The organism is Rhizobium sp. ZX09 (assembly GCF_017357485.1).
Taxonomy (GTDB): Bacteria; Pseudomonadota; Alphaproteobacteria; order Rhizobiales; family Rhizobiaceae; genus Agrobacterium; species Agrobacterium pusense.
In genome coordinates, this window is the sequence record NZ_CP031363.1 from 91,928 (window position 1) to 112,632 (window position 20,705).

Sequence of the window (20,705 nt, forward strand, 5' to 3'; positions counted from 1 at the left end):
CATGCGGGATCGAGAAGCCATGGCTTTCCGCGTGCGGATGGAAAATGAGATCGACGGTTTTGCCGTTATAGGCGGCCCGCGCTCAAGGGTCTGGAACGGCATCGTTGCCGATCTCTGGGACGTGCGTTGTGCACCGAAAGCAGGTGGACGTTATGTCGGCAAGGACCCGCGGTTTGTTTTTCTGCTGGAGATGGATGGAAAGGATGATGGCAGGTTCGTAATGAACGGCTGCCACCGCGACAAGTATACCGCCTCCGAGGTGAACCGTATTTCCTTCGTGCCTGCCGATCTGGATGTGCATGCGGAGTTGAGCAACGTTTCCTTCCTCCGCCACCTCGATCTGCACTTCGACGCTGGACTGCTGGGGGCTCGGTTGGTGCAGGGTTTCGATCCGCACGGTTTGCTCGACCCGCATCTGATGTTCGAGGATGAGCGCCTGCTGGCGCTGGCGCGGTTGATCGCAGCCGAATGCGACAATCCCGATCCGCTGCACGATCTCTATGGCGAGAGCCTCGTGCTGGCGCTGCTGACGGATTTTCTGAAAGTGAGGCGGGAGCCGGTCAAAAAGCGCAGCAAGCTCGCCGCCTGGCAATTGAGGGCGGCGACGGATTATATTCGCGAACATTGCCTTCGGTCGATCCGGCTTGAGGAACTTGCGGAACTTACAAATCTGTCGCAATCCCATTTCAGCCATGCCTTCAAGGCCTCCACCGGCGTCCCGCCGCACCAGTGGCAGATGCAGGCGCGTATTGATCGGGTCAAGGATCTGATGATGCGAACCGAGATGGCGCTTACCGACATTGCCATCGCAGCCGGATTTTCCGATCAGGCGCACTTCTCCCGCGTCTTTCGAAAGATGGTCGGGGTGTCCCCCTCGGTCTGGCAGAAGAGCCGCCAGTAGCTGCCTTTTGTTCCGTTCTTTCTCCAAAAAATTCCCTGACGGCATCCGAAACGCACCGGAACGATTTCTCCGGCGACGGGTTTACAGACGTGACCCATTGAGGAAATCAAGGAGGAAACTATCATGTTGCATCAGGAACCCCGCGCCGGCCAGGACCCCTATGTGAAGGACACGCCCAGCCTCATCGCCAGCGACAAGGTGGAAGGCACCCGCGTTTACGGCGCCGACGGCAAGCATATCGGCTCGATCCAGCGCATCATTCTTGAGAAGCGCGGCGGCCGTGTGGCCTATGCGGTGTTGAGCTTCGGCGGTTTTCTCGGCATTGGCGACGATTATTATCCATTGCCGTGGGAAAAACTGCATTACGACGAAGAGCTCGACGGCTACCGCATCGACCTGACAAAGGAACAGATCGAAAATGCCCCGCATTTCGCCAATCTCGACGATGACGAATTGCTCAACGCAAGGGATCGTAAGGTCTACGACTATTACGGCGTCGCCCCTTACTGGATGTAAGGCGAATAATCTTGCCAACGGGCATTGTGGCGTTTTCAGCTGATTTTCAGCCGGAAACGCCTGACAAAAACGGCTCCTGAAGGAGCCGTTTTTTCTGCATTAATGTGGGTTCTTCTGCATGTCGGAAACCGCATCTGTGAAGCACTTACGCGCTTCCTCCGGCGATTTTCGCCCGTCAAGTGCAGCGCGGCAGGCACTTCTGGCTCTCACGAAACTCAATCCGCGCCGATTTGGCCAGCCTTCGGTCAACAATGTCAGTGCTTCGAATGGGCCGGCGACGACACTCTTGCCGTTCGCATCCAGATTGACCTCAACAGGCTCTGTCCATCTCTCGTTCTTCATCGTGCACCTCCCAGAGCAACGCGATCCCGAAACAAACCCGACAGCGGAGCAACCCATGAACGCTGTCCTGTGTCACTGCCGCCTAGGATAAGCGCAAGCAATGGAATTGACAACGGTGATCAGCGGAAGCCGAAAAACGAAAGGATCGCCAGGACGATAACGACGAGGCCGACGATGTAGATGATCTGGTTCATGATTTTCTCCTTGTCTATGTCATCACCATAACGTGAAGGAGAAGATGCGGTTCCAGAAGCACATGATAATTTAATCACGTGCTAAAAAATTGCGGACATTCCATCGTCACGCGATGCGGAACGTCACCTCCGCACGATCACCCAGATCGCGTGGATGATGCCGGGCACATAACCGCACAGTGTCAGAAGAATGTTGAGCCAGAAGTGCAGCCCCAGTCCGACCTGGAGAAATACACCAACCGGCGGCAGGATGATGGCGATGAGAATACGAATGACGTCCACGATGACAGGCCTTCCGGTTGACTGTTGACCAGCCGGAGAACGCGTGTGGGGCGGTTTGGTTTCACTTAAGCACGGACGTGCTTTTTGAGATGGATTTTTGTTTGAAAATGGTGCCGCTTACGTGACTCGAACACGTGACCCCATCATTACGAATGATGTGCTCTACCGACTGAGCTAAAGCGGCCCGGTTGTGATCCGTCTGTCACGGATCAGCTTCATGGCGGGCTGATACAGGCAATGCTGACGGATTTCAAGCCTTGAATGCGTGGCTTTTGAAATTTCCGCAAAAAGCTTTGCCTGCCCAATGTTTAAGGGGCGTATCAGGCTAAGGCGCAGATGCGGCCCCTCGCAACCTCGTATTCCTGGACCAGCCGATCAACCAGAGCCGCTACCGGCTCCACCGCCTTGACCGCGCCAATACCCTGGCCCGCGCCCCATATGTCCTTCCAGGCTTTTGCGCCGCCGGAAGCCGATTCGAAATCCATCTTTGAGGGATCCGCTTCCGGCAGCTTGTCGGGGTCGAGGCCGGAGGCGACGATCGAACTTTTCAGATAATTGCCGTGAACACCGGTGAAATAGTTCGAATAGACGATGTCTTTGGCATGCGCATCGACGATTGCCTGCTTGTAGGCTTCTGAGGCGCGGGCCTCCTGAGTGGCGATGAAGGGGGAGCCGATATAGGCCATGTCCGCGCCCATCGCCTGTGCCGCGAGGATGGAGCCGCCATTGGCAATGGCGCCCGCAAGCAGCAGCGGGCCATCGAACCACTCGCGGATTTCCTGCACGAGGGCGAAGGGAGAAAGTGTGCCCGCATGGCCGCCGGCGCCCGTCGCGACGGCGATCAGCCCATCCGCGCCCTTGCGGATGGCCGACCTTGCATGGCGATCGTTGATGACATCGTGCAGGACGATGCCGCCATAGGAATGCACGGCCGCATTGACTTCCGGCACGGCACCGAGCGAGGAAATAACCACCGGGACCTTATATTTCACGCAAAGGCCGAGATCATGTTCCAGTCGCCGGTTGGACATATGCACGATCTGATTGACCGCGAAAGGCGCGGCCGGACGATCCGGGTTGGCGCGGTTGTGCGCGTCAAGCTCTTCGGTGATCATCGACAGCCACTCATCGAGCTGGCTTTCCGGCCGCGCATTCAGCGCCGGGAAAGCGCCGATGACGCCCGCCTTGCATTGCGCCAGCGTCAGTTGCGGGTGCGAAATGATAAATAATGGTGACGCTATGACCGGAAGACGCAGATTGTCTTTCAGCACGGACGGTAGCATGGCTCCTCCCCCAGATTACGTTTACGCGCACGTAAGTCATTATCGTGTTCGGTGTTGGATTGGAAGCGAAAACAGTACCGCGAGGCGTCGCCGAACCTGCGTTCGTAGCGCCACAATAGATCGATTTTCCCCAAGACAATCCAGTCTTTATCACAAACGATGCTTGCGGAGGGGCGGCATAGCCGTTACCGAATCGTGAACCCATGGCGCAGCGCCGCATATTTTGCAAAGCGCATTAGAACAAGGATCGGTCGTGAGCGGACTGGAAACGGCAATCAGAAATGCTCTGGAAAAATCGGACAGATCGAACGCCGAAGTTCGTGCACGTATTTATCAATCGTCCCGTCAGGCGCTGGAAGCGGGCCTGCGCAAGCAGGGCATCGACGACCCGCAGATTGTTGCCCAGCAGCGCCAGCGGCTTGAAAGCCTGATCCACCTCATCGAGAACGAGGAACGCAACCGGCTTCTGGACAGGGTGGAGCAGCAATTGCGGCCGCCCGTGCAGGAAAGCGCGGCGCAGGATGATGATTCCGTCGATCCCGTTTCGCAGCCGCCCCATCGGGATGAAGTGGCCGTCGAGCCGGAACTGCGCGGTGAAACGCGCGATGCGCGACCCGGCGCCGCCACGGCTCCGGAATCCCCTCGGCCAGGCCGGCGCGGCGGAAAACCATCGAGGAGAGGTTCCAGCGCGGCTGACGCATCGCTTGCCTTCCGCCCCGAAGGTGCTGTTGGTCGCCGCAAGCGCCGCGGGCTTTTTGCCCGGCTTTTCATCTATGTCACGCTTCTGGCCTTTGTCGGTTTCGGCGCCTGGTGGGCCTATTCCTCGGGCGTCCTGCTCTCCCCGGAACAGCGGGATACCAGCGTGCCCAATCCGCCGGCGCAGGTGCAGGCGGAGGACTTTAATGGCACCGAGCCCGCCCCGAGCCTATCGGCCGGACGTGGCTTTTCCGACGACTGGGTCGAGGTTTTTAATGCCGAGCGCGGTAATTCCGGAGTTTCGGCAGGCCCACGCGCCAATGTCGAAAACATCGCAACGCCCGCCGGCAAGGCAATTCGGGTGACGTCGAGAAGCGTGGCGCAGGATGGCGCCGTCAGCATCGAGGTTCCAGTCGAAGTGATGCGGGACATGGCCGGTAAATCCTCGACCATATCCATTACCCTGCAATCTTCCAGTGACCGGCAGACACAGGTGTCCGTCGCATGCGATTTCGCTACCTTGGGCGATTGTTCGCGCCACCGCTTTACGGCCACGGCCGAGCGCGCCGACATGCTGCTGAACGCGACATTCGAGCGTTCGCTGGCCCCCAACGCGCCGGGCAGGATTTTCATCAACAGCGATATCGATGGCAGCGGCCGCCCGGTCAACCTTTATTCCGTGCGCATCCTGCCGGGTCAGTAAAAGGGTACGAGCAGCCGCCAAAGGCGGCTCTCCTTATTTCTCTTCGGCTTTTCCGAGAAAATTCGGGCCCGCCCCCAATATCTTATTGTCGATCTCGCCGATCGCCTTCCTGTCCTTGCCTTCATAGTCCAGCGAATTGAGTATGTGGCGGATGAGATTGACCCGGGCCCGGCGCTTGTCATTGGCGCGTACCACCGTCCAGGGCGCGACATCGGTATGGGTCTTTTCCAGCATCTCGTCGCGCTTTTGCGTGTAGTCGTCCCACTTCGTCAGCGCGGCTATGTCCATGTCCGAAAGTTTCCAGCACTTCAGCGGGCTATGGCGGCGATCGTGGAAACGGTCGATCTGCGTTTCCCGTCCGATATCGAGCCAGAACTTGAAAAAGTGGATGTCCTCATGGGCGAGCATCTTTTCCAGGCGCGGCGTTTCCTTGAGGAAGCGTTTATGTTCCTCGGGGGTGCAGAAACCCATCACCGGTTCCACTCCGGCCCGATTGTACCAGGAGCGATCGAACAGAACCAGTTCGCCTGCCGTGGGAAAATGCGAGATATAGCGCTGGAAATACCATTGCCCACGCTCGGTTTCCGTCGGCTTGGTCAGCGCCACGACGCGGGCATAGCGTGGGTTGAGATAAGAGCGGATCGCGAAGATGGCGCCGCCCTTGCCGGCCGCATCGCGGCCCTCGAAAACTGCCATGACCCGCTTGCCTGTGGCCTGGAGCCAAAACTGGACCTTCACGAGCTCGATCTGCAGCGCCTCCAGCGCGGCGTCGTATTCCTCGCGCTTCATTTTCTTGTCATAGGGAAAATTGCCGGCCGAGAGCTTGTTTTCCTCCACCCAGTCGGGAAGAACCGGATCGTCGATGTCAAAGCTGCGCAGCTTTCCGCCAACGGTGATCTCGACTGTCCGCTTCTTCGTTTCATCGGCCATGGTTTCCTCCGGCTGTTGTTGTGTAAAGGCAACTCGCCGCCAATGAGTTCACATCGCCCGGCAGAATTCAAGCGAAAGAGGATTGCTTGAGGAAGCTGTGGCGGTGTGACGATTGCAGCGTGGAATTTGCACATATACGCTGTGGAAAATATGCGGTGATGAATCTCTGTCATGAAGCTGGCCTATGAGATTTCGATGCGCTGTCGAGCGAGAGTGGAAAGCAGGCTGAAATGGCAGTCATGGAAGGCGATAGTGGATTAAGGCTTTTGGCAAAGAAGCTTGGCCGGAACTGGCTGCCTGTGCTCGTCGTCAGCATGCTCGCCATCGTGGCAGTTTCCGAGTTGCACACGCCCTATATGCCGGCCGTCCTCTGGCTCTGCGCGGTCATCGCCATTCTGGCCGTTCGCGAAAAACCGGCCTTTTCCGAAAAGGCCAAAAATGCGGCCGGACAGGTGGATGAGCCTGATGTTCCGGCTGAAAGTGTCATTTCCGGCGTCAGGGCGGGCCTTGCCGTGCTGGATACGCCCGTTTTCATTCTCGATAAGAATGCCAGCGTGCTGTTTCAGAACGGCGCGGCCGAACGGGCGTTTGGTCAGCTTCCCGCCGGGGCGCATATTTCCGCAAGGCTGCGCTCGCCGGGCCTGCTGGATGTCATTCGCGAAACCATAACCACCGGTGAGCCCAATCAGGTCGAACATTCCGAGCGTTTCCCCTCGGAACGGGTCTTCATCGTCCGTATCGCCCGTGCGGATATGGGCAAGGGGGCGGGCCCGCATTTCTACATCCTGTCATTCCGCGATGTCTCGGAACTTCGCCGCATCGACCGCATGCGCAGCGATTTCGTCGCCAATGCCAGCCATGAACTGCGCACTCCGCTGGCTTCCCTGCGCGGTTTCATCGAAACCATGCAGGGGCCGGCACGCAACGATCCCAAGGCGCAGGAGCGTTTCCTCGCCATCATGCTCGATCAGGCAACCCGCATGAGCAGGCTCGTGGATGACCTCATGTCCCTTTCGAGGCTGGAGCTGCGCGCCAATATCGCGCCGGATCAGAAGGTCGATCTCGTTCCCGTCATAGGTCATGTGCGCGATACGCTTCTGCCGCTTGCCAACGAACTCGATGTCGATATCACCCTGCATCTGCCGGATGGTCCTGCGGAGGTGCAGGGAGATCGCGACGAACTGGTGCAGGTATTCCAGAACCTCGTGGAAAATGCATGCAAATACGGCCAGGAAGGCAAGATTGTTGATGTCTGGCTGCGGGCTGAGCCCGGCAAGCCGGTAGAGGTGAGCGTCGTCGACCGGGGGCCGGGCATACCGGCCGAACATGTGCCGCGGCTGACGGAACGGTTTTATCGCGTCAGCGTCGCCGACAGCCGCTCCAAAAAGGGAACGGGGCTTGGTCTTGCCATCGTCAAGCACATTCTCACCCGCCACCGCGCTCGGCTCATCATTAAATCTGAACTGGGCAGCGGCACGGATTTTACCGTCAGATTCTGACATAAATACCCGTACATACAAAATATCACGTAAATTTGCATTTTAAATCAATTATTTAGCTTGTCACAAATCTTTCATTGAAGTGACATAAAAGGATGGGGCTACGGTGGTTAAGAAGAGGTCGCCGAGCGCATGCTAAGAGCGAGTGCCGCTATCGGCTGCGTCCACAAACAAGCCCACGACGGGAGAGACAAATGAACTTCGTTAAATTTTCCGCAGCAGCTCTGGTGGCTTCTGTCGCCTTCGCTGGCGCCGCCGCTGCTCGCGACCAGATCCAGGTTGCCGGTTCCTCCACGGTTCTGCCTTATGCCAAGATCGTTGCCGAGACTTTTGCCGAAACCTTCCCGAACTTCAAGGCTCCGGTCGTCGAGTCGGGCGGCACGGGTGGTGGTCTGAAGGCGTTCTGCTCGGGCGTGGGCGAAGGCACCATCGACGTCGCCAACGCATCGCGCAAGATCAAGAGCGACGAACTGGCCGCCTGTAAGGCTGCTGGCGTTACCGACGTTCAGGAAGTGAAGATCGGTTACGACGGTATCGTCTTCGCAATGGATTCTTCCAACAAGGACATCAAGCTTGAGCCGAAGGACCTTTACCTCGCTCTCGCCGCTGAAATCGTCAAGGACGGCAAGCTCGTTGCCAACCCCTATAAGAAGTGGTCGGAAATCAACAAGGAACTGCCGGATGTAGCGATCGCCGCTTACATCCCGGGTTCCAAGCACGGCACCCGCGAAGTCTTCGAAGAGAAGATCATGGCTGACGGCTGCAAGGAAGCCAAAGCGACCGACGTCATCAAGACGCTGATCACCGACGCCAAGCAGGCTGCTGCCAAGTGCGTAGCAGTCCGTAAGGACGGCGCTGCAGTCGACATCGACGGCGACTACACCGAGACGCTCGCTCGCATCGACGCCAACAAGACCGGCCTCGGCGTCTTCGGCCTCGCTTTCTATGAAAACAACGCCGACCGCCTGAAGGTCGCAACCGTTTCGGGCGTCGTTCCGTCCACTGAAACCGTTGCCAGCGGCAAGTACCCGGTTTCCCGCCCGCTGTTCTTCTACGTGAAGAAGGCTCACCTGGGCGTTATCCCGGGCCTTAAGGAATATGTCGAGTTCTTCGTTTCCGACGAAATGATCGGCCCGGATTCCCCGCTCGCAAATTACGGCCTGGTTGCCGCTCCGGACGCAGAGCGCGAAGAAATCCGTGCCAAGTTCTCGGCCGGTTCCACGATGTAATGAAGAAGGAGGGGTGCGGCTTCCCGCGCCCCTCATACCATCCGGTGCCTCTCCGCTTGGGCGAATGTCTCCGGTTGACAGTTCCTATTCATCGTCGTCCACATGATTGTCTATGGATTACAGATGGATAGGATGTATCAACCTTGACGCTTGCCGGACTTTGATACAGTCACTTGGCAGGCATTCCGGGATGGTCCAGCGGTCTCGTTTTGATGACTTTTTGATTTGCCCTATATCGCACCGTGCTCCTGCGGCACGCCGAGGGAACTCTAATGAACACATCGATCCTTTTGCTGATACTGGCGCTGATCGGCATCGGCAGTTATCTGCTCGGCAGCCGCCGTGCCGTTGCCCTGTCTGGCGGGCGTCCTTCCAGCATGCATTCCCGAGCCGGTTATCACGGTTCATACGCGGTCGTCTGGGCGGTACTGCCCGCGGCGTTTATTCTCAGCGTCTGGCTGATTATCAGCCCGCTCATCGTGACGTCAGCGGTCCGCGGCGATTTCCCGGAAGACATCCGGGCGCAATCCGAGGCGCAGCAGAGCCTGACCTACGGCATGGTAACCTCCATCGCCCGCGGCCTTCAGCGGCTGACACCGGAAGAAACGGCGCAGGTCGATGCGGACACAAGCGCGGTGAGGCCGCTGCTTGCATCCAAAGGCGTGGCGATTGCCGGTGATCCGGAACGCTTCATGGTTGACGCCGCCCAAACGCTGAACACCATGACCGCCACGAGCCGTCTTGCGATGATCGCTGTCGTGCTGCTGGCCGCGCTTGGCGGCGCCACCTATGCGCTGCGGGCGATTGCACCGCGCTTCCGGGCACGCAACAAGGTCGAAAAGGTCATTCTCGGCGCTCTTCTTGTCGCGTCTTCCATCGCTATCCTGACAACGATCGGCATCGTTCTGTCGATGCTGACGGAAGCGATCCAGTTCTTCAACATGGTTCCGGCTCACCAGTTCTTCTTCGGCACGGTGTGGGATCCGCGTTTTGCGGCTGCCGGTGCGACCGATTCATCGGGACAGTTCGGCCTGATCCCGCTGCTTGCCGGCACACTTTATATCGGCTTCGTCGCCATGCTGGTTGCCGTGCCCGTCGGACTGTTTTCGGCGATCTATATGTCGGAATATGCTTCACCCCGCCTGCGCTCGGTGGCAAAACCGCTGCTCGAGGTGCTCGCCGGCATCCCAACCATCGTCTACGGCTTTTTCGCGCTGACGACGGTCGGTCCTTTCCTCAGAGACATTTCTGCGCAGATCAACGGGCTGGCGACGGGTAACTATGCGAACTTCATCCAGGCGCAGAGTGTCATCACCGCCGGCTTCGTCATGGGTATCATGCTGATCCCCTATGTGTCGTCGCTGTCGGATGACATCATTACCGCCGTGCCGCGTTCGCTGCGCGATGGTTCGCTCGGACTTGGCGCCACGCGCTCCGAAACCATCAAGAGGGTCATTCTTCCGGCTGCTCTTCCCGGCATCGTCGGCGCCGTGCTGATGACGGCCTCGCGCGCCATCGGCGAAACCATGATCGTGGTTCTGGCGGCAGGTGTCGCTGCCCGACTGCAGCTTAATCCCTTCGAGCCCATGACCACGGTGACGGTCAAGATCGTCAGCCAGTTGACGGGCGACCTTGAATTCACCTCGCCGCAGACGCTGGTTGCCTTTGCGCTTGGCATCACGCTTTTCGCCATCACGCTTTGCCTGAATATCTACGCGCTTTACATCGTGCGCAAATACCGGGAGCAATATGAATGACCGACATCGCCTCTCCCGCAGCTGGTGCGAACGCCGTCAAGGCGACGCGTCGTGATATCGGCATCAAGCGCCGTTATGCCGCCGAACGCCGTTTCCGTGCTTATGGCATGGCAGCGATTTCCTTCGGCCTCATCTTTCTCTTCCTTCTGCTTTTCTCGGTTGTCTCCAAGGGTTACACCGCGTTCCAGCAGACGATGATTACCGTTCCGGTTGAGTTCTCCGAACAGATCATCGATCCCAAGAACGAGCGTGCCACCAATCCGGCCAAGCTTATGACGGCCAATTATCCCGTTCTTGCCCGTGATGCGGTTGCCAAGGTTCTGGGTGTCGCGCCAACGGACCGCGCCGGTCTTCGCGCCGTCAACCTTCTGATCTCCGATAGCGTGCGTACGCAGCTTCGCGATATCGTCGTTGCCGACCCCGCCGTTATCGGCACCACCCGCACGGTGACGCTTCTGGCCTCGGGTGACGTCGACAGCGCCTTCAAGGGCCAGGTCGATCTGACGGCGGATGAAGCCAATCGCCGTATCTCGAACCAGCAGCTCGGCTGGATGAACCAGCTCGCCGAAAGCGGGCAGCTTGGCAAGCATTTCAATACCGGCATCTTCATCAACGGCGCCTCGAGCCGTCCGGAGGCGGCAGGTGTCGGCGTGGCGCTGATCGGCTCCTTCTACATGATGCTGATCGTGCTGGTGCTGTCGCTGCCGATCGGTGTTGCAGCTTCGATCTACCTTGAGGAGTTTGCTCCGAAGAACCGTCTGACTGATCTGATTGAGGTGAACATCAACAATCTCGCGGCTGTTCCCTCGATCGTTTATGGTCTGCTCGGCCTCTCCGTCTTCATCAACTTCATGGGCTTTCCGCGCTCGGCCTCGCTGGTCGGCGGCCTCGTCCTGACGCTGATGACCCTGCCGACGATCATCATCGCGACCCGCGCTGCCCTGAAAGCCGTGCCGCCGTCAATCCGCGCCGCCGCCCTGGGCCTCGGCGCTTCCAAGATGCAGACGATCTTCCACCACGTGCTGCCGCTCGCCATGCCCGGCATCCTCACCGGCACCATCATCGGCCTCGCCCACGCGCTGGGCGAAACTGCGCCGCTGCTGCTGATCGGCATGGTGGCATTCGTAGCAAATTACCCGACAACGCCGATGGACCCGTCCACGGCCCTGCCGGTGCAGATTTACATGTGGGCGAATGAAGCGGAGCGCGCCTTTGTCGAAAGGACTTCAGGCGCTATCATCATCCTGCTTTTGTTCCTCATCGTCATGAATGTTGGCGCAATCCTGTTGCGTCGCCGCTTCGAACGGCGCTGGTAAAGGGAGATTGAGCAATGAACATGTTGTCGGAAGCAGCAGTTGAAAAGGCGCTGGACAAGAAAATGAATGAAGTCTCATACAAGATGATCGGCAAGGACGTTTCGGTTTATTACGGCGAAAAGCGCGCGCTTTACGACGTGAACCTCAACGTTCGCGAAAATACGGTGACCGCGCTTATCGGCCCGTCCGGCTGCGGTAAATCCACCTTCCTGCGTACCCTGAACCGTATGAACGACACGATCGACGGTTGCCGGGTCACGGGCAAGATCACGCTCGACACCGACGATATCTATGATCAGGCGATTGACGTCGTGGAGTTGCGCGCCCGCGTCGGCATGGTGTTCCAGAAGCCAAACCCTTTTCCGAAGTCGATCTACGAAAACATTTCCTACGGTCCACGCATTCACGGTCTCGCCCGCAACAAGGCGGATATGGACCAGATCGTTGAGCAGAGCCTTCAGAAGGCGGGTCTCTGGAACGAGGTTAAGGATCGCCTGCACGAATCCGGCACCGGTCTTTCCGGCGGTCAGCAGCAGCGCCTGTGCATTGCACGCGCCGTTGCCGTCAGCCCGGAAGTGATCCTGATGGACGAACCCTGCTCGGCGCTGGATCCGATCGCCACTGCCAAGGTCGAGGAACTGATCCACGAACTGCGCACCAATTACACGATTGTTATCGTCACGCACTCCATGCAGCAGGCGGCACGTGTTTCCCAGCGTACGGCCATGTTCCATCTCGGTCACCTTGTCGAGGAAAATGAAACCGACAAGATGTTCACCAATCCGGATGACCAGCGCACGCAGGATTACATCATGGGCCGCTTCGGCTGATCGCGGCCGGCGCTTTATCGCAACCCAACAAGACTGGTGCCGCTGCGGCCCGCTTCGGGCGGTCGCATGCAAGGCCAAGCCGGAGGAATAGACCGTGAACCAGACAACGACCCATTCGCATATTCTGTCTGCTTATGATGACGAACTGAAGTTCCTGACGCGACGCATCGCCGAGATGGGCGGTCTCGCCGAGCAGATGTGTGCCGACGCCGTGCGTGCGCTCGTCAATTCCGACGCCGCGCTTGCCCAGAAGGTCATTTCCGATGACGCTATCCTCGATCATTCCGAGCGAGAGATCGGCGACAAGGCCATCGTCACCATCGCCAAGCGCCAGCCGATGGCGGCAGACCTTCGCGAAATCATCGGCACCCTGCGGATCGCCGCCGACCTCGAACGCGTTGGCGACCTCGGCAAGAACACCGCAAAACGCGTCATCGCGGTCGCCGGAACGGGCGTGCCGCGCAAACTCGCCCGCGGCATAGAGCACCTGTCGGAGCTGGCGCTGGTACAGCTCAAGGAAGTTCTTGACGTCTATTCGACACGTTCCGCCGAAAAGGCCAATGCCATTCGCGAGCGCGACGAGGAAATCGACGCCATGTATACCTCGCTCTTCCGCGAGCTTCTGACCTACATGATGGAAGATCCGCGTAACATCACCACCTGCACGCATCTTCTGTTCTGCGCCAAGAATATCGAGCGCATCGGTGACCATGCCACCAACATCGCCGAGACGATCTATTACATGACCACCGGCAGCCAGCCGGAGGGCGAGCGTCCGAAGGACGACAGTTCCAACACGCTCGGTTCGGTGACCGAGTAACAGACAAGCAGCGGCTTGCGGAGTTAGCATATGGTGCCCAAGATTGCAGTTGTGGAAGATGAGGAAGCGCTGAGCGTCCTGCTTCGTTACAATCTCGAGGCTGAGGGATATGACGTCGACACCATACCCCGTGGAGACGAGGCAGAGATCAGGCTGCAGGAACGTATTCCGGATCTGCTCATCCTGGATTGGATGCTTCCCGGCGTTTCCGGTATCGAACTGTGCCGTAGGCTCAGGATGCGGCCGGAAACCGAGCGCCTTCCTATCATCATGCTGACGGCGCGCGGCGAGGAAAGCGAACGGGTTCGCGGCCTCGCCACCGGCGCGGACGATTATGTGGTCAAGCCGTTTTCAACGCCGGAACTGATGGCCCGCGTCAAGGCCATGCTGCGCCGGGCCCGTCCGGAGGTTCTGTCTTCGGTGCTGAAGTGCGGCGATATCGAGCTGGATCGCGAGACGCATCGCGTTCACCGCAAAAGCCGCGAGGTGCGTCTCGGTCCGACGGAGTTCCGCCTGCTGGAATTCCTGATGACCTCTCCGGGCCGCGTGTTCTCCCGTTCGCAATTGCTGGACGGCGTCTGGGGTCACGATATCTATGTGGATGAGCGGACGGTTGACGTGCATGTCGGACGTCTGCGCAAGGCGCTCAACTTTTCCCATATGCAGGATGTCATCCGCACCGTGCGCGGTGCCGGATATTCGATGGAAGCCTGATCGAAACCGAACTGAGGGTTCCCCTCAGCATGACGTTCCGCCAGAATCGAAAGGCCCGAAACCGGAATGGTGTCGGGCCTTTTCATTTTGAACCTTCCGCAAGCACGATACTTTCATCTCTTTGACGAGCGGTTGAAGGTCTACCGAAATTCGGATTGAAGGGCGAAACCCGACGACGATGAATAAGCCTTGGTGTTCTGCTGTCGCTGTCCGGGAAGCGCGGTATTTTGTCACAAAAAAACGGGCCCGAAGGCCCGTAGTTTTTGAGTGTCAAATGTGTGCCGCAACACTCAAGCCTTGCGGCGCTCGCTGACCGGTTGGTAGGCGAGTTTCGCATGGAATTTGCAATAAGGCGAAGATTCCAGCGCTTCACAGCCGCAGAAATGGAAATCATCTTTCAGGGGGTCGCCGACCGGCCACTTGCAGGTGCGCTCCGTCAGTTCCGTCAGCGTCAGCCGGCGGGAGATCGGAGTAACGACGTTTCTGGAAGGAACGTAATCGAGAATTTCCGCAGTTTCGATGCCGACCTCTTCCTGAAGAGCGGTCGCCGCGTTGGAGCGGGTCAGGATCCGAGCAGGTGCAGCGTTGACGCGGCCAGCGAAATTCGCCGTGCGCGGGGCAGGTGCAGCAGTCCGCTTGGGCGCAGAACGCGCCGACGTCACCGGGCCGCCAGCCTTGACGCGTCCGGGCAGATTAAGACGATGGACCTTGCCGATCACGGCATTGCGGCTGACGCCGCCCAGCTGAGCTGCTATCTGGCTGGCGCTCAGTCCTTCGGCCCACAATTTCTTGAGTTTCTCGACCCGCTCGTCTGTCCAGTTCATGCCGCTTCTCCGCTTTTCGCGTGTATTTCGACAGAATCCTTCTCCGTCTCGCGGGCATGCCGCGAGCGTGGTTTCTGCCTGATTTTTGGTGACTAGTTCCGCCGCAATGCAGTCTAGTAATTAGCGATTAACCTAGTGCCACGCAGACTCCGTGGCAAGAGTCGCGGGAATCATCTCGAATCGATTTTCCGGTTTTCCCCAACTTGCTGGCGAGTTGAGTCAGAAAGGCAACACCTTGGGCCTTGCGACCTGCCACCTACTAGGGCTTGAGAAGCCTAGGAAATACGGACTTTTGTTGACATCGGCAAGCGAAGTGACAATAGTGCCCCTGCCGCCGCGAGGCGGCATTTTTGATTTTCAGGCGAGGGATAACCCTCGAAGCCTATTGACAACCGTCTGACAGCGCATCCGCGCAAGGAGTGATACAGCCATGGCCGAAGCCGCCGCGCCATTGTTCGATACATTTGCAAGAGCCCCCCTCCGCTTCGAGCGAGGCGAGGGCGTCTGGCTGTACACGGAAAGCGGCGAGCGATATCTCGATTTTGCGGCCGGCGTTGCCGTCAATTCGCTGGGCCATGCCCACCCGCATCTTGTCGACGCGATCAAGACGCAGGCCGAAAAGGTCTGGCATGTCTCGAACCTTTATGAAGTTCCGGGCCAGGAAAAGCTTGCCAAGCGCCTGACGGAAGAAACGTTCGCAGACAAGGTCTTCTTCACCAACTCCGGCGCGGAAGCACTGGAATGTGCAATCAAGACCGCGCGTCGTTATCATTATTCCAAGGGCCACCCGGAAAAGTTCCGGATTATCACCTTCGAAGGCGCCTTCCATGGTCGTACGCTTGCAACGATCGCAGCCGGCGGCCAGCAGAAATATCTCGAAGGTTTCGGTCCCAAGGTCGAAGGCTTTGACCAGGTACCTTTCGGTGATGTCGATGCGCTGAAAGCCGCCATCACGGCCGAGACGGCAGCGCTTCTGATCGAGCCCATTCAGGGTGAGGGCGGTATTCGCGCACCCAGCAAGGAATTCCTGCAGTTACTGCGGTCGCTTTGCGACGAACACGGTCTGCTGCTGATTTTCGATGAGGTGCAGACGGGCGTTGGCCGCACGTGTAAGCTCTTTGCCTATGAACACACTGGTGTCGCCCCCGATATCATGGCGGTTGCCAAGGGCATTGGCGGTGGTTTTCCGCTGGGCGCATGCCTCGCGACGGCTGATGCCGCTTCCGGCATGACGGCGGGCGTGCATGGCACCACCTATGGCGGCAATCCGCTGGCCATGGCAGTCGGTAATGCCGTGCTTGATGTCGTCCTCTCTGACGGCTTTCTGGAAAAGGTTCGTGATGTCGCGCTGGTTTTCCGCCAGGGCCTTGCTTCGCTGAAGGACCGTTATCCTGACGTTATCGAGGAAATCCGTGGCGAAGGCCTGCTTCTCGGCATCAAGGCCAAGGTGCCGTCGGGCGAGCTCTTGCAGGCCATGCGCGCCGAGCATCTGCTGGGCGTACCAGCGGGCGATAATGTCATTCGTCTCCTGCCGCCGCTCGTCACCACGGCGGAAGAAGCCCGGGAGGGGCTGGCACGCGTGGAAGCGGCCGCCGCTTCTCTCACAGCGAAACAGGCAAAAATCGCCTGAGGAAACACTGAAGGGCGGGCCTTTTTCCTGGGGCTCGCAAGCATGGGACAGTTTGAAATGGCTTCACCTAAACATTTTCTCGACCTGTCGGCCGTCAGCTCGCAGGACCTGCGGGTAATTCTCGACGATGCCCGCGAACGCAAGGCGGCCACCAAGGCCGGAACGGCGGAAAAACCGCTTGCCGGCAAGATGCTGGCCATGATCTTCGAAAAGCCATCCACGCGAACCCGCGTCTCCTTCGATGTGGGGATGCGTCAGCTTGGCGGCGAGACGCTTTTCCTCTCTGGTACGGAAATGCAGCTCGGCCGCGCAGAAACGATCGGTGATACGGCAAAGGTGCTGTCGCGTTACGTTGACGCCATCATGATCCGCACGACAGATCATTCTCGCCTGCTCGAGCTTGCCGAACATGCGACAGTGCCTGTCATCAACGCCCTGACGGATGACACGCATCCATGCCAGATCATGGCTGACATCATGACTTTCGAAGAACATCGCGGTCCGGTCAAAGGCAAGACGATTGCGTGGACAGGGGACGGCAATAATGTCCTGCATTCTTTCGTGGAGGGCTCGGCCCGTTTCGGCTACCGCATGACGATGGCAGTGCCGATGGGTTCCGAACCGCATGACAAGTTCCTGAACTGGGCCCGCAACAATGGCGGCGAGATAATGTTGTGCCACGATGCCGACAAGGCGGTGGCGGGCGCCGATTGCGTCGTCACCGATACCTGGGTCTCCATGAATCAGGAACACAAGGCGCGCGGCCACAACATCTTCCAGCCCTATCAGGTCAATGAAGCCCTGATGGCCAAGGCGGAAAAAGACGCGCTGTTCATGCATTGCCTCCCGGCTCACCGCGGCGAAGAGGTGACGGATGCGGTGATCGACGGCCCGCAATCGGTGGTCTTCGACGAGGCGGAAAACCGCCTCCACGCGCAGAAATCCATCATCGCCTGGTGCATGGGCGTCATCTGAAAATATCACCCGTTTGATCAACGTCGGGCGGGTGCTTGAACTTCTCGGCAGCGATTACCATCTGTTGGACTTCGAAGAGGCTCGTCGGTTTTCTGGCGGGCCCTCGTCACGATTTGCACGTTTTTCCCCGGAAGCGGTTTCTCTTCCCGGGTCTCTGTGCGACAAGCGGAAAAAGCACATTTCGAAAGCCGGACTTTTGGACGGTAGCGGCGCCACGGCTGCGCCAGGGAGTATGACATGGCAGATGTAACGGTTGAACTGGACGATCTCGATTTTGCTGGCGACGACAAGGTCGTGCCCTTTCAGGTCGAAGGTCTGGATGTGCGCGGCCGCGCCTTGCAGGTGGGTCCGCTGCTGAATGCCATTCTCGAGCGCCACGATTACCCGGCTGCGGTCGCTCGCCTGCTGGCGGAAGCGACCGTTCTGACGGCGTTGATCGGCACATCGCTCAAGTTTTCCGGCAAGCTGACGGTACAGACCAAGGGCGACGGTCCGGTGGACCTGCTGGTGGCGGATTTCACCGCGCCGGAAAGCATGCGCGCTTATGCCCGTTTTGATGAGGAGCGGCTGGCAGAGGCGCTTGCGGCAGGGGCGACTTCGCCGGAACAATTGTTGGGCAACGGTATTCTGGCCTTCACGATCGATCAGGGCGCGGGCATGCAGCCCTATCAGGGCATCGTGCCACTCGATGGCTCGTCGCTGGAAGACATTGCCGGGGTTTATTTCCGTCAGTCGGAGCAGCTTCCAACCCGTGTGCGCCTCGGTGTGGCCGAATTCTTCGATCGCGACGGGGAAGGCAAGCCGCGTCATGGCTGGCGTGCGGGCGGCGTTATCGCCCAGTTCCTGCCGCAGGCGCCGGAGCGGCTGCGTATGCGTGACCTGCACGGCGGCGATGGCGATGAAGGCGGTCACGATGTGCAGGAGGACGATGCCTGGACGGAAGCCGTGACGCTTTTGAACACCGTGGATACGGACGAACTGACGGATCCGCAGGTGCCGGTGGAACGACTCCTCTTCAGGCTGTTCCATGAAAGCGGCGTGCGCATCTATGATCCGCAGTCCATTTTCGATCGCTGCAGCTGCTCGCGGGATAAGATCAAGGGCGTGCTCTCGGGCTTTACCGCCGAAGAGATCAAGGCAAGCGAGGAAGACGGCGCGATTGCCGTGACCTGTGAGTTCTGCTCGACCACTTATCGCTACGATGTCAGCGAATTTGAAAACGCCTGAATAAGGGCCGCGCCTGTAAAGGCGCGGTTTTTCATGGCCTGCGGGTCAGTTCAAGACCCGCATCAGCCCCGGAGAATCCAGCGAAAAAGCGGGTATGGTGACGTTGAACACTTCTCCGCTTTCCGTTTCCATCTCGTAATGTCCGAACATAAGGCCGGACGGCGTGTCCAACGGGCAGCCGGAGGAATATTCGTAGGTGTCGCCGGGCTTGAGATGCGGTTGTTCTCCCACGACACCCGGTCCGTAGACTTCGTCCACCTGACCGTTCTGGTCAGTGATATGCCAATAGCGATTGACGAGAGTAACGGGAACATCCGAGTTATTCGCGATCACGACCTTGTAGCCCCAGACGTAGCGGTCGTCATCCGGGTCGGATTGTTCTTCGAGATAATACGGATCAACCGTCACCTCGATATCCCTTGTCAGAGCACGATACATACGCGCCACACCTCGATATTTTCCCTGCCCGCTTATCCTACACTATAGGCTCTGGCTATCGTCAAGAAAATGAATGACTTGAGGGGCAGGAGCTGTCTCCCGTTGCGCTGTTTTTTACCGTTAGGGATAACGGAAAAGGTAAATAATGGTTGCCTGATACTGGCTTTCGAGGCCATCAAACGCGACATGGCCCGGCGTTCCGGCCGGGCCATGTCGATTATTGAACGAATGTCAGGCCGAAACGGCTGCCAGACCCTTTGCCAGATCTTCCAGCAGATCGTCCGTATCCTCGATGCCGCAGGAAAGGCGCAAAGTGCCGCCGGAGATACCGAGTTCCGCCCGTGCCTCGTCTGTGAGGTTCTTGTGCGTCGTGGTGCCGGGATGGGTGATGAGGCTCTTGGCGTCGCCCAGATTGTTGGAAATCTTCACGATCTCAAGCGCGTTCTGCAGCTTGAAGGCCGCTTCCTTGCCGCCCTTCAATTCGAAAGCCACCAGCGTCGAACCACCGGACATCTGCCGTGCAATGATGTCGGCCTGCGGGTGATCGGCGCGGCCGGGATAGATGACCTTGGCGACCTTAGCGCTATCGGCAAGGAAGTCCGCGATCTTCGAGGCATTGGCCGTCTGCTGCTTCACGCGCAGCGGCAGCGTCTCGATGCCCTTCAGAAGCGTCCAGGCATTGAACGGCGACATGGCCGGGCCGGTGTGGCGGAAATAATCCTGCAGCTCTTCCTCAATCCATTTCTTGTCGGAAAGGATCACGCCGCCGAGGCAGCGACCCTGGCCGTCAATATGTTTGGTGGCCGAATAAACGACGATATGGGCGCCGAGTTCGAGCGGTTTCTGGAAAAGCGGTGTGGCGAAGACATTGTCAACGACCACTTTCGCACCGATCTGGTTGGCAAGCTTCGCCACGCCGGCGATATCCACCACTTCGAGTGTCGGATTGGTCGGGCTTTCGAGGAAAAACAGCTTGGTGTTTGGCTGGATTGCCTTTTCCCAGTTGCCGAGATCACGTCCGTCGATCAGCGTGCATTCGATGCCATATTTCGGCGCGAGCGTTTCAACCACCCAGCGGCAGGAGCCGAAGAGCGCACGGGCGGCAACGATATGGTCGCCGGCGCGCAGCTGACACATGATGGCGGCGGTGACGGCGGCCATGCCCGAAGCAAGTGCGCGGGCGTCTTCAGCGCCTTCCAGCAGGCACATGCGCTTTTCGAACATGTCATTGGTCGGGCTGGCGTAGCGGGCGTAAATAAAGCCGTCGGTTTCACCCTTGAAGCGCGCTTCGGCTGCTTCAGAGTTTTCGTAGACGAAACCCTGGGTCAGATAAATCGCTTCCGACGTTTCACCGTAAGGGGAGCGTAGCGTACCGCCGTGAACGAGCTGGGTTGCCGGGCGCCATTTATTGCTCATGTGATCACCTTCAAAACAAAAAAACCGGCCGCAAAAGCAGACCGGTTCCTAGCACCCGGTCTTTTTAGCCACTTGTTTAACGTGGCTGCAAGCCGACCGGCCAAATCACCACGGGATAAGCTTGCCATACTGCCGTTACCGGCTTGCGTCAATGCTTTCCTTTTGGTTTTGTCGCCGTAAAAA

20 protein-coding genes, 1 tRNA gene and 1 riboswitch are annotated in these 20,705 nt (G+C 58.7%); of the genes, 13 read left to right on the forward strand and 8 right to left on the reverse strand.

The features are described 5' to 3' along the window. Positions 1–19 precede the first annotated feature (19 nt). The gene (locus BTN45_RS00430) at positions 20–901 is read left to right on the forward strand and encodes an AraC family transcriptional regulator (RefSeq protein WP_207588529.1); all 882 of its coding nucleotides are present in this window, start codon (positions 20–22) and stop codon (positions 899–901) included. A 123-nt stretch (positions 902–1,024) separates the two neighbouring features. Beyond that, entirely contained in the window at positions 1,025–1,417 is a 393-nt protein-coding gene (locus BTN45_RS00435) for a PRC-barrel domain-containing protein (protein WP_004439734.1), read from the forward strand. 99 nt (positions 1,418–1,516) lie between these two features. On the opposite strand, the gene BTN45_RS00440 is transcribed toward BTN45_RS00435, so the two are convergent. From BTN45_RS00440 to BTN45_RS00455, 4 genes are all read right to left on the reverse strand, one after another. Further along, positions 1,517–1,759 carry a DUF982 domain-containing protein gene (locus BTN45_RS00440; RefSeq protein ID WP_006698942.1) on the reverse strand — a complete coding sequence of 81 codons (243 nt, stop codon included), beginning with the start codon at positions 1,757–1,759 and terminating at the stop codon, positions 1,517–1,519. Positions 1,760–2,076: 317 nt separating this feature from the next. Continuing rightward, entirely contained in the window at positions 2,077–2,235 is a 159-nt protein-coding gene (locus tag BTN45_RS00445; protein ID WP_004439740.1) for a YqaE/Pmp3 family membrane protein, read from the reverse strand. Between the two features lie 108 nt (positions 2,236–2,343). Next, positions 2,344–2,419: transfer RNA gene (locus tag BTN45_RS00450), tRNA-Thr, on the reverse strand. Positions 2,420–2,555: 136 nt separating this feature from the next. Then, entirely contained in the window at positions 2,556–3,518 is a 963-nt protein-coding gene (locus tag BTN45_RS00455) for a nitronate monooxygenase family protein (RefSeq protein WP_207588530.1), read from the reverse strand. A 253-nt stretch (positions 3,519–3,771) separates the two neighbouring features. Here BTN45_RS00455 and BTN45_RS00460 point away from each other — a divergent pair, with 253 nt between their 5' ends. Further along, positions 3,772–4,917, forward strand: coding sequence for a hypothetical protein (locus BTN45_RS00460; protein ID WP_207588531.1), 1,146 nt, complete (start codon positions 3,772–3,774; stop codon positions 4,915–4,917). Between the two features lie 33 nt (positions 4,918–4,950). Here BTN45_RS00460 and ppk2 read toward each other — a convergent pair whose 3' ends face one another. Then, the gene (gene ppk2, locus BTN45_RS00465) at positions 4,951–5,847 is read right to left on the reverse strand and encodes a polyphosphate kinase 2 (RefSeq protein WP_035206749.1); all 897 of its coding nucleotides are present in this window, start codon (positions 5,845–5,847) and stop codon (positions 4,951–4,953) included. Between the two features lie 230 nt (positions 5,848–6,077). On the opposite strand from ppk2, the gene phoR reads away from it, so the two are divergent. From phoR to phoB, 7 genes are all read left to right on the forward strand, one after another. Further along, a complete protein-coding gene (phoR, locus tag BTN45_RS00470) occupies positions 6,078–7,346 on the forward strand; it encodes a phosphate regulon sensor histidine kinase PhoR (protein WP_207588532.1) in 1,269 nt (422 codons plus the stop codon). A 194-nt stretch (positions 7,347–7,540) separates the two neighbouring features. Continuing rightward, positions 7,541–8,575 (forward strand): substrate-binding domain-containing protein, encoded by a 1,035-nt coding sequence (locus tag BTN45_RS00475; RefSeq protein ID WP_004439763.1) that lies wholly within the window; start codon positions 7,541–7,543, stop codon positions 8,573–8,575. Between the two features lie 272 nt (positions 8,576–8,847). Continuing rightward, positions 8,848–10,332 (forward strand): phosphate ABC transporter permease subunit PstC, encoded by a 1,485-nt coding sequence (pstC, locus tag BTN45_RS00480; RefSeq protein WP_004439765.1) that lies wholly within the window; start codon positions 8,848–8,850, stop codon positions 10,330–10,332. Further along, complete coding sequence (pstA, locus tag BTN45_RS00485) at positions 10,329–11,648, forward strand: phosphate ABC transporter permease PstA (RefSeq protein WP_022555564.1); 1,320 nt, start codon at positions 10,329–10,331, stop codon at positions 11,646–11,648. The genes pstC and pstA overlap by 4 nt, the downstream gene beginning before the upstream one ends. A gap of 14 nt (positions 11,649–11,662) precedes the next feature. Continuing rightward, entirely contained in the window at positions 11,663–12,478 is an 816-nt protein-coding gene (gene pstB, locus BTN45_RS00490) for a phosphate ABC transporter ATP-binding protein PstB (protein WP_003519986.1), read from the forward strand. Positions 12,479–12,572: 94 nt separating this feature from the next. After that, positions 12,573–13,298 (forward strand): phosphate signaling complex protein PhoU, encoded by a 726-nt coding sequence (gene phoU, locus BTN45_RS00495; protein WP_004439770.1) that lies wholly within the window; start codon positions 12,573–12,575, stop codon positions 13,296–13,298. Between the two features lie 30 nt (positions 13,299–13,328). Continuing rightward, positions 13,329–14,012: a phosphate regulon transcriptional regulator PhoB gene (gene phoB, locus BTN45_RS00500; protein ID WP_003493692.1), complete on the forward strand. Its 684-nt coding sequence runs from the start codon at positions 13,329–13,331 to the stop codon at positions 14,010–14,012. A 290-nt stretch (positions 14,013–14,302) separates the two neighbouring features. Here the strand turns inward: phoB and BTN45_RS00505 are convergent, their stop codons facing one another. After that, positions 14,303–14,836: a GcrA family cell cycle regulator gene (locus BTN45_RS00505; RefSeq protein ID WP_004439774.1), complete on the reverse strand. Its 534-nt coding sequence runs from the start codon at positions 14,834–14,836 to the stop codon at positions 14,303–14,305. A gap of 430 nt (positions 14,837–15,266) precedes the next feature. On the opposite strand from BTN45_RS00505, the gene BTN45_RS00510 reads away from it, so the two are divergent. The 3 genes from BTN45_RS00510 to BTN45_RS00520 all read left to right on the forward strand — a co-directional run bounded on the left by BTN45_RS00510 (position 15,267) and on the right by BTN45_RS00520 (position 18,668). Then, on the forward strand, positions 15,267–16,466 hold the full coding sequence (locus BTN45_RS00510) for an aspartate aminotransferase family protein (RefSeq protein ID WP_207588533.1): 1,200 nt from the start codon (positions 15,267–15,269) through the stop codon (positions 16,464–16,466). A 57-nt stretch (positions 16,467–16,523) separates the two neighbouring features. After that, positions 16,524–17,441, forward strand: a complete 918-nt coding sequence (gene argF, locus BTN45_RS00515; RefSeq protein WP_004439776.1) for an ornithine carbamoyltransferase — start codon at positions 16,524–16,526, stop codon at positions 17,439–17,441. Between the two features lie 237 nt (positions 17,442–17,678). Then, positions 17,679–18,668, forward strand: coding sequence for an Hsp33 family molecular chaperone (locus BTN45_RS00520; protein ID WP_207588534.1), 990 nt, complete (start codon positions 17,679–17,681; stop codon positions 18,666–18,668). Between the two features lie 45 nt (positions 18,669–18,713). On the opposite strand, the gene apaG is transcribed toward BTN45_RS00520, so the two are convergent. Next, positions 18,714–19,106 carry a Co2+/Mg2+ efflux protein ApaG gene (apaG, locus tag BTN45_RS00525; RefSeq protein ID WP_006698948.1) on the reverse strand — a complete coding sequence of 131 codons (393 nt, stop codon included), beginning with the start codon at positions 19,104–19,106 and terminating at the stop codon, positions 18,714–18,716. A 231-nt stretch (positions 19,107–19,337) separates the two neighbouring features. After that, positions 19,338–20,522 carry an O-succinylhomoserine sulfhydrylase gene (locus BTN45_RS00530; RefSeq protein ID WP_107339983.1) on the reverse strand — a complete coding sequence of 395 codons (1,185 nt, stop codon included), beginning with the start codon at positions 20,520–20,522 and terminating at the stop codon, positions 19,338–19,340. Between the two features lie 43 nt (positions 20,523–20,565). Continuing rightward, positions 20,566–20,644, reverse strand: a riboswitch (SAM riboswitch). Between the last annotated feature and the right edge of the window lie 61 nt (positions 20,645–20,705).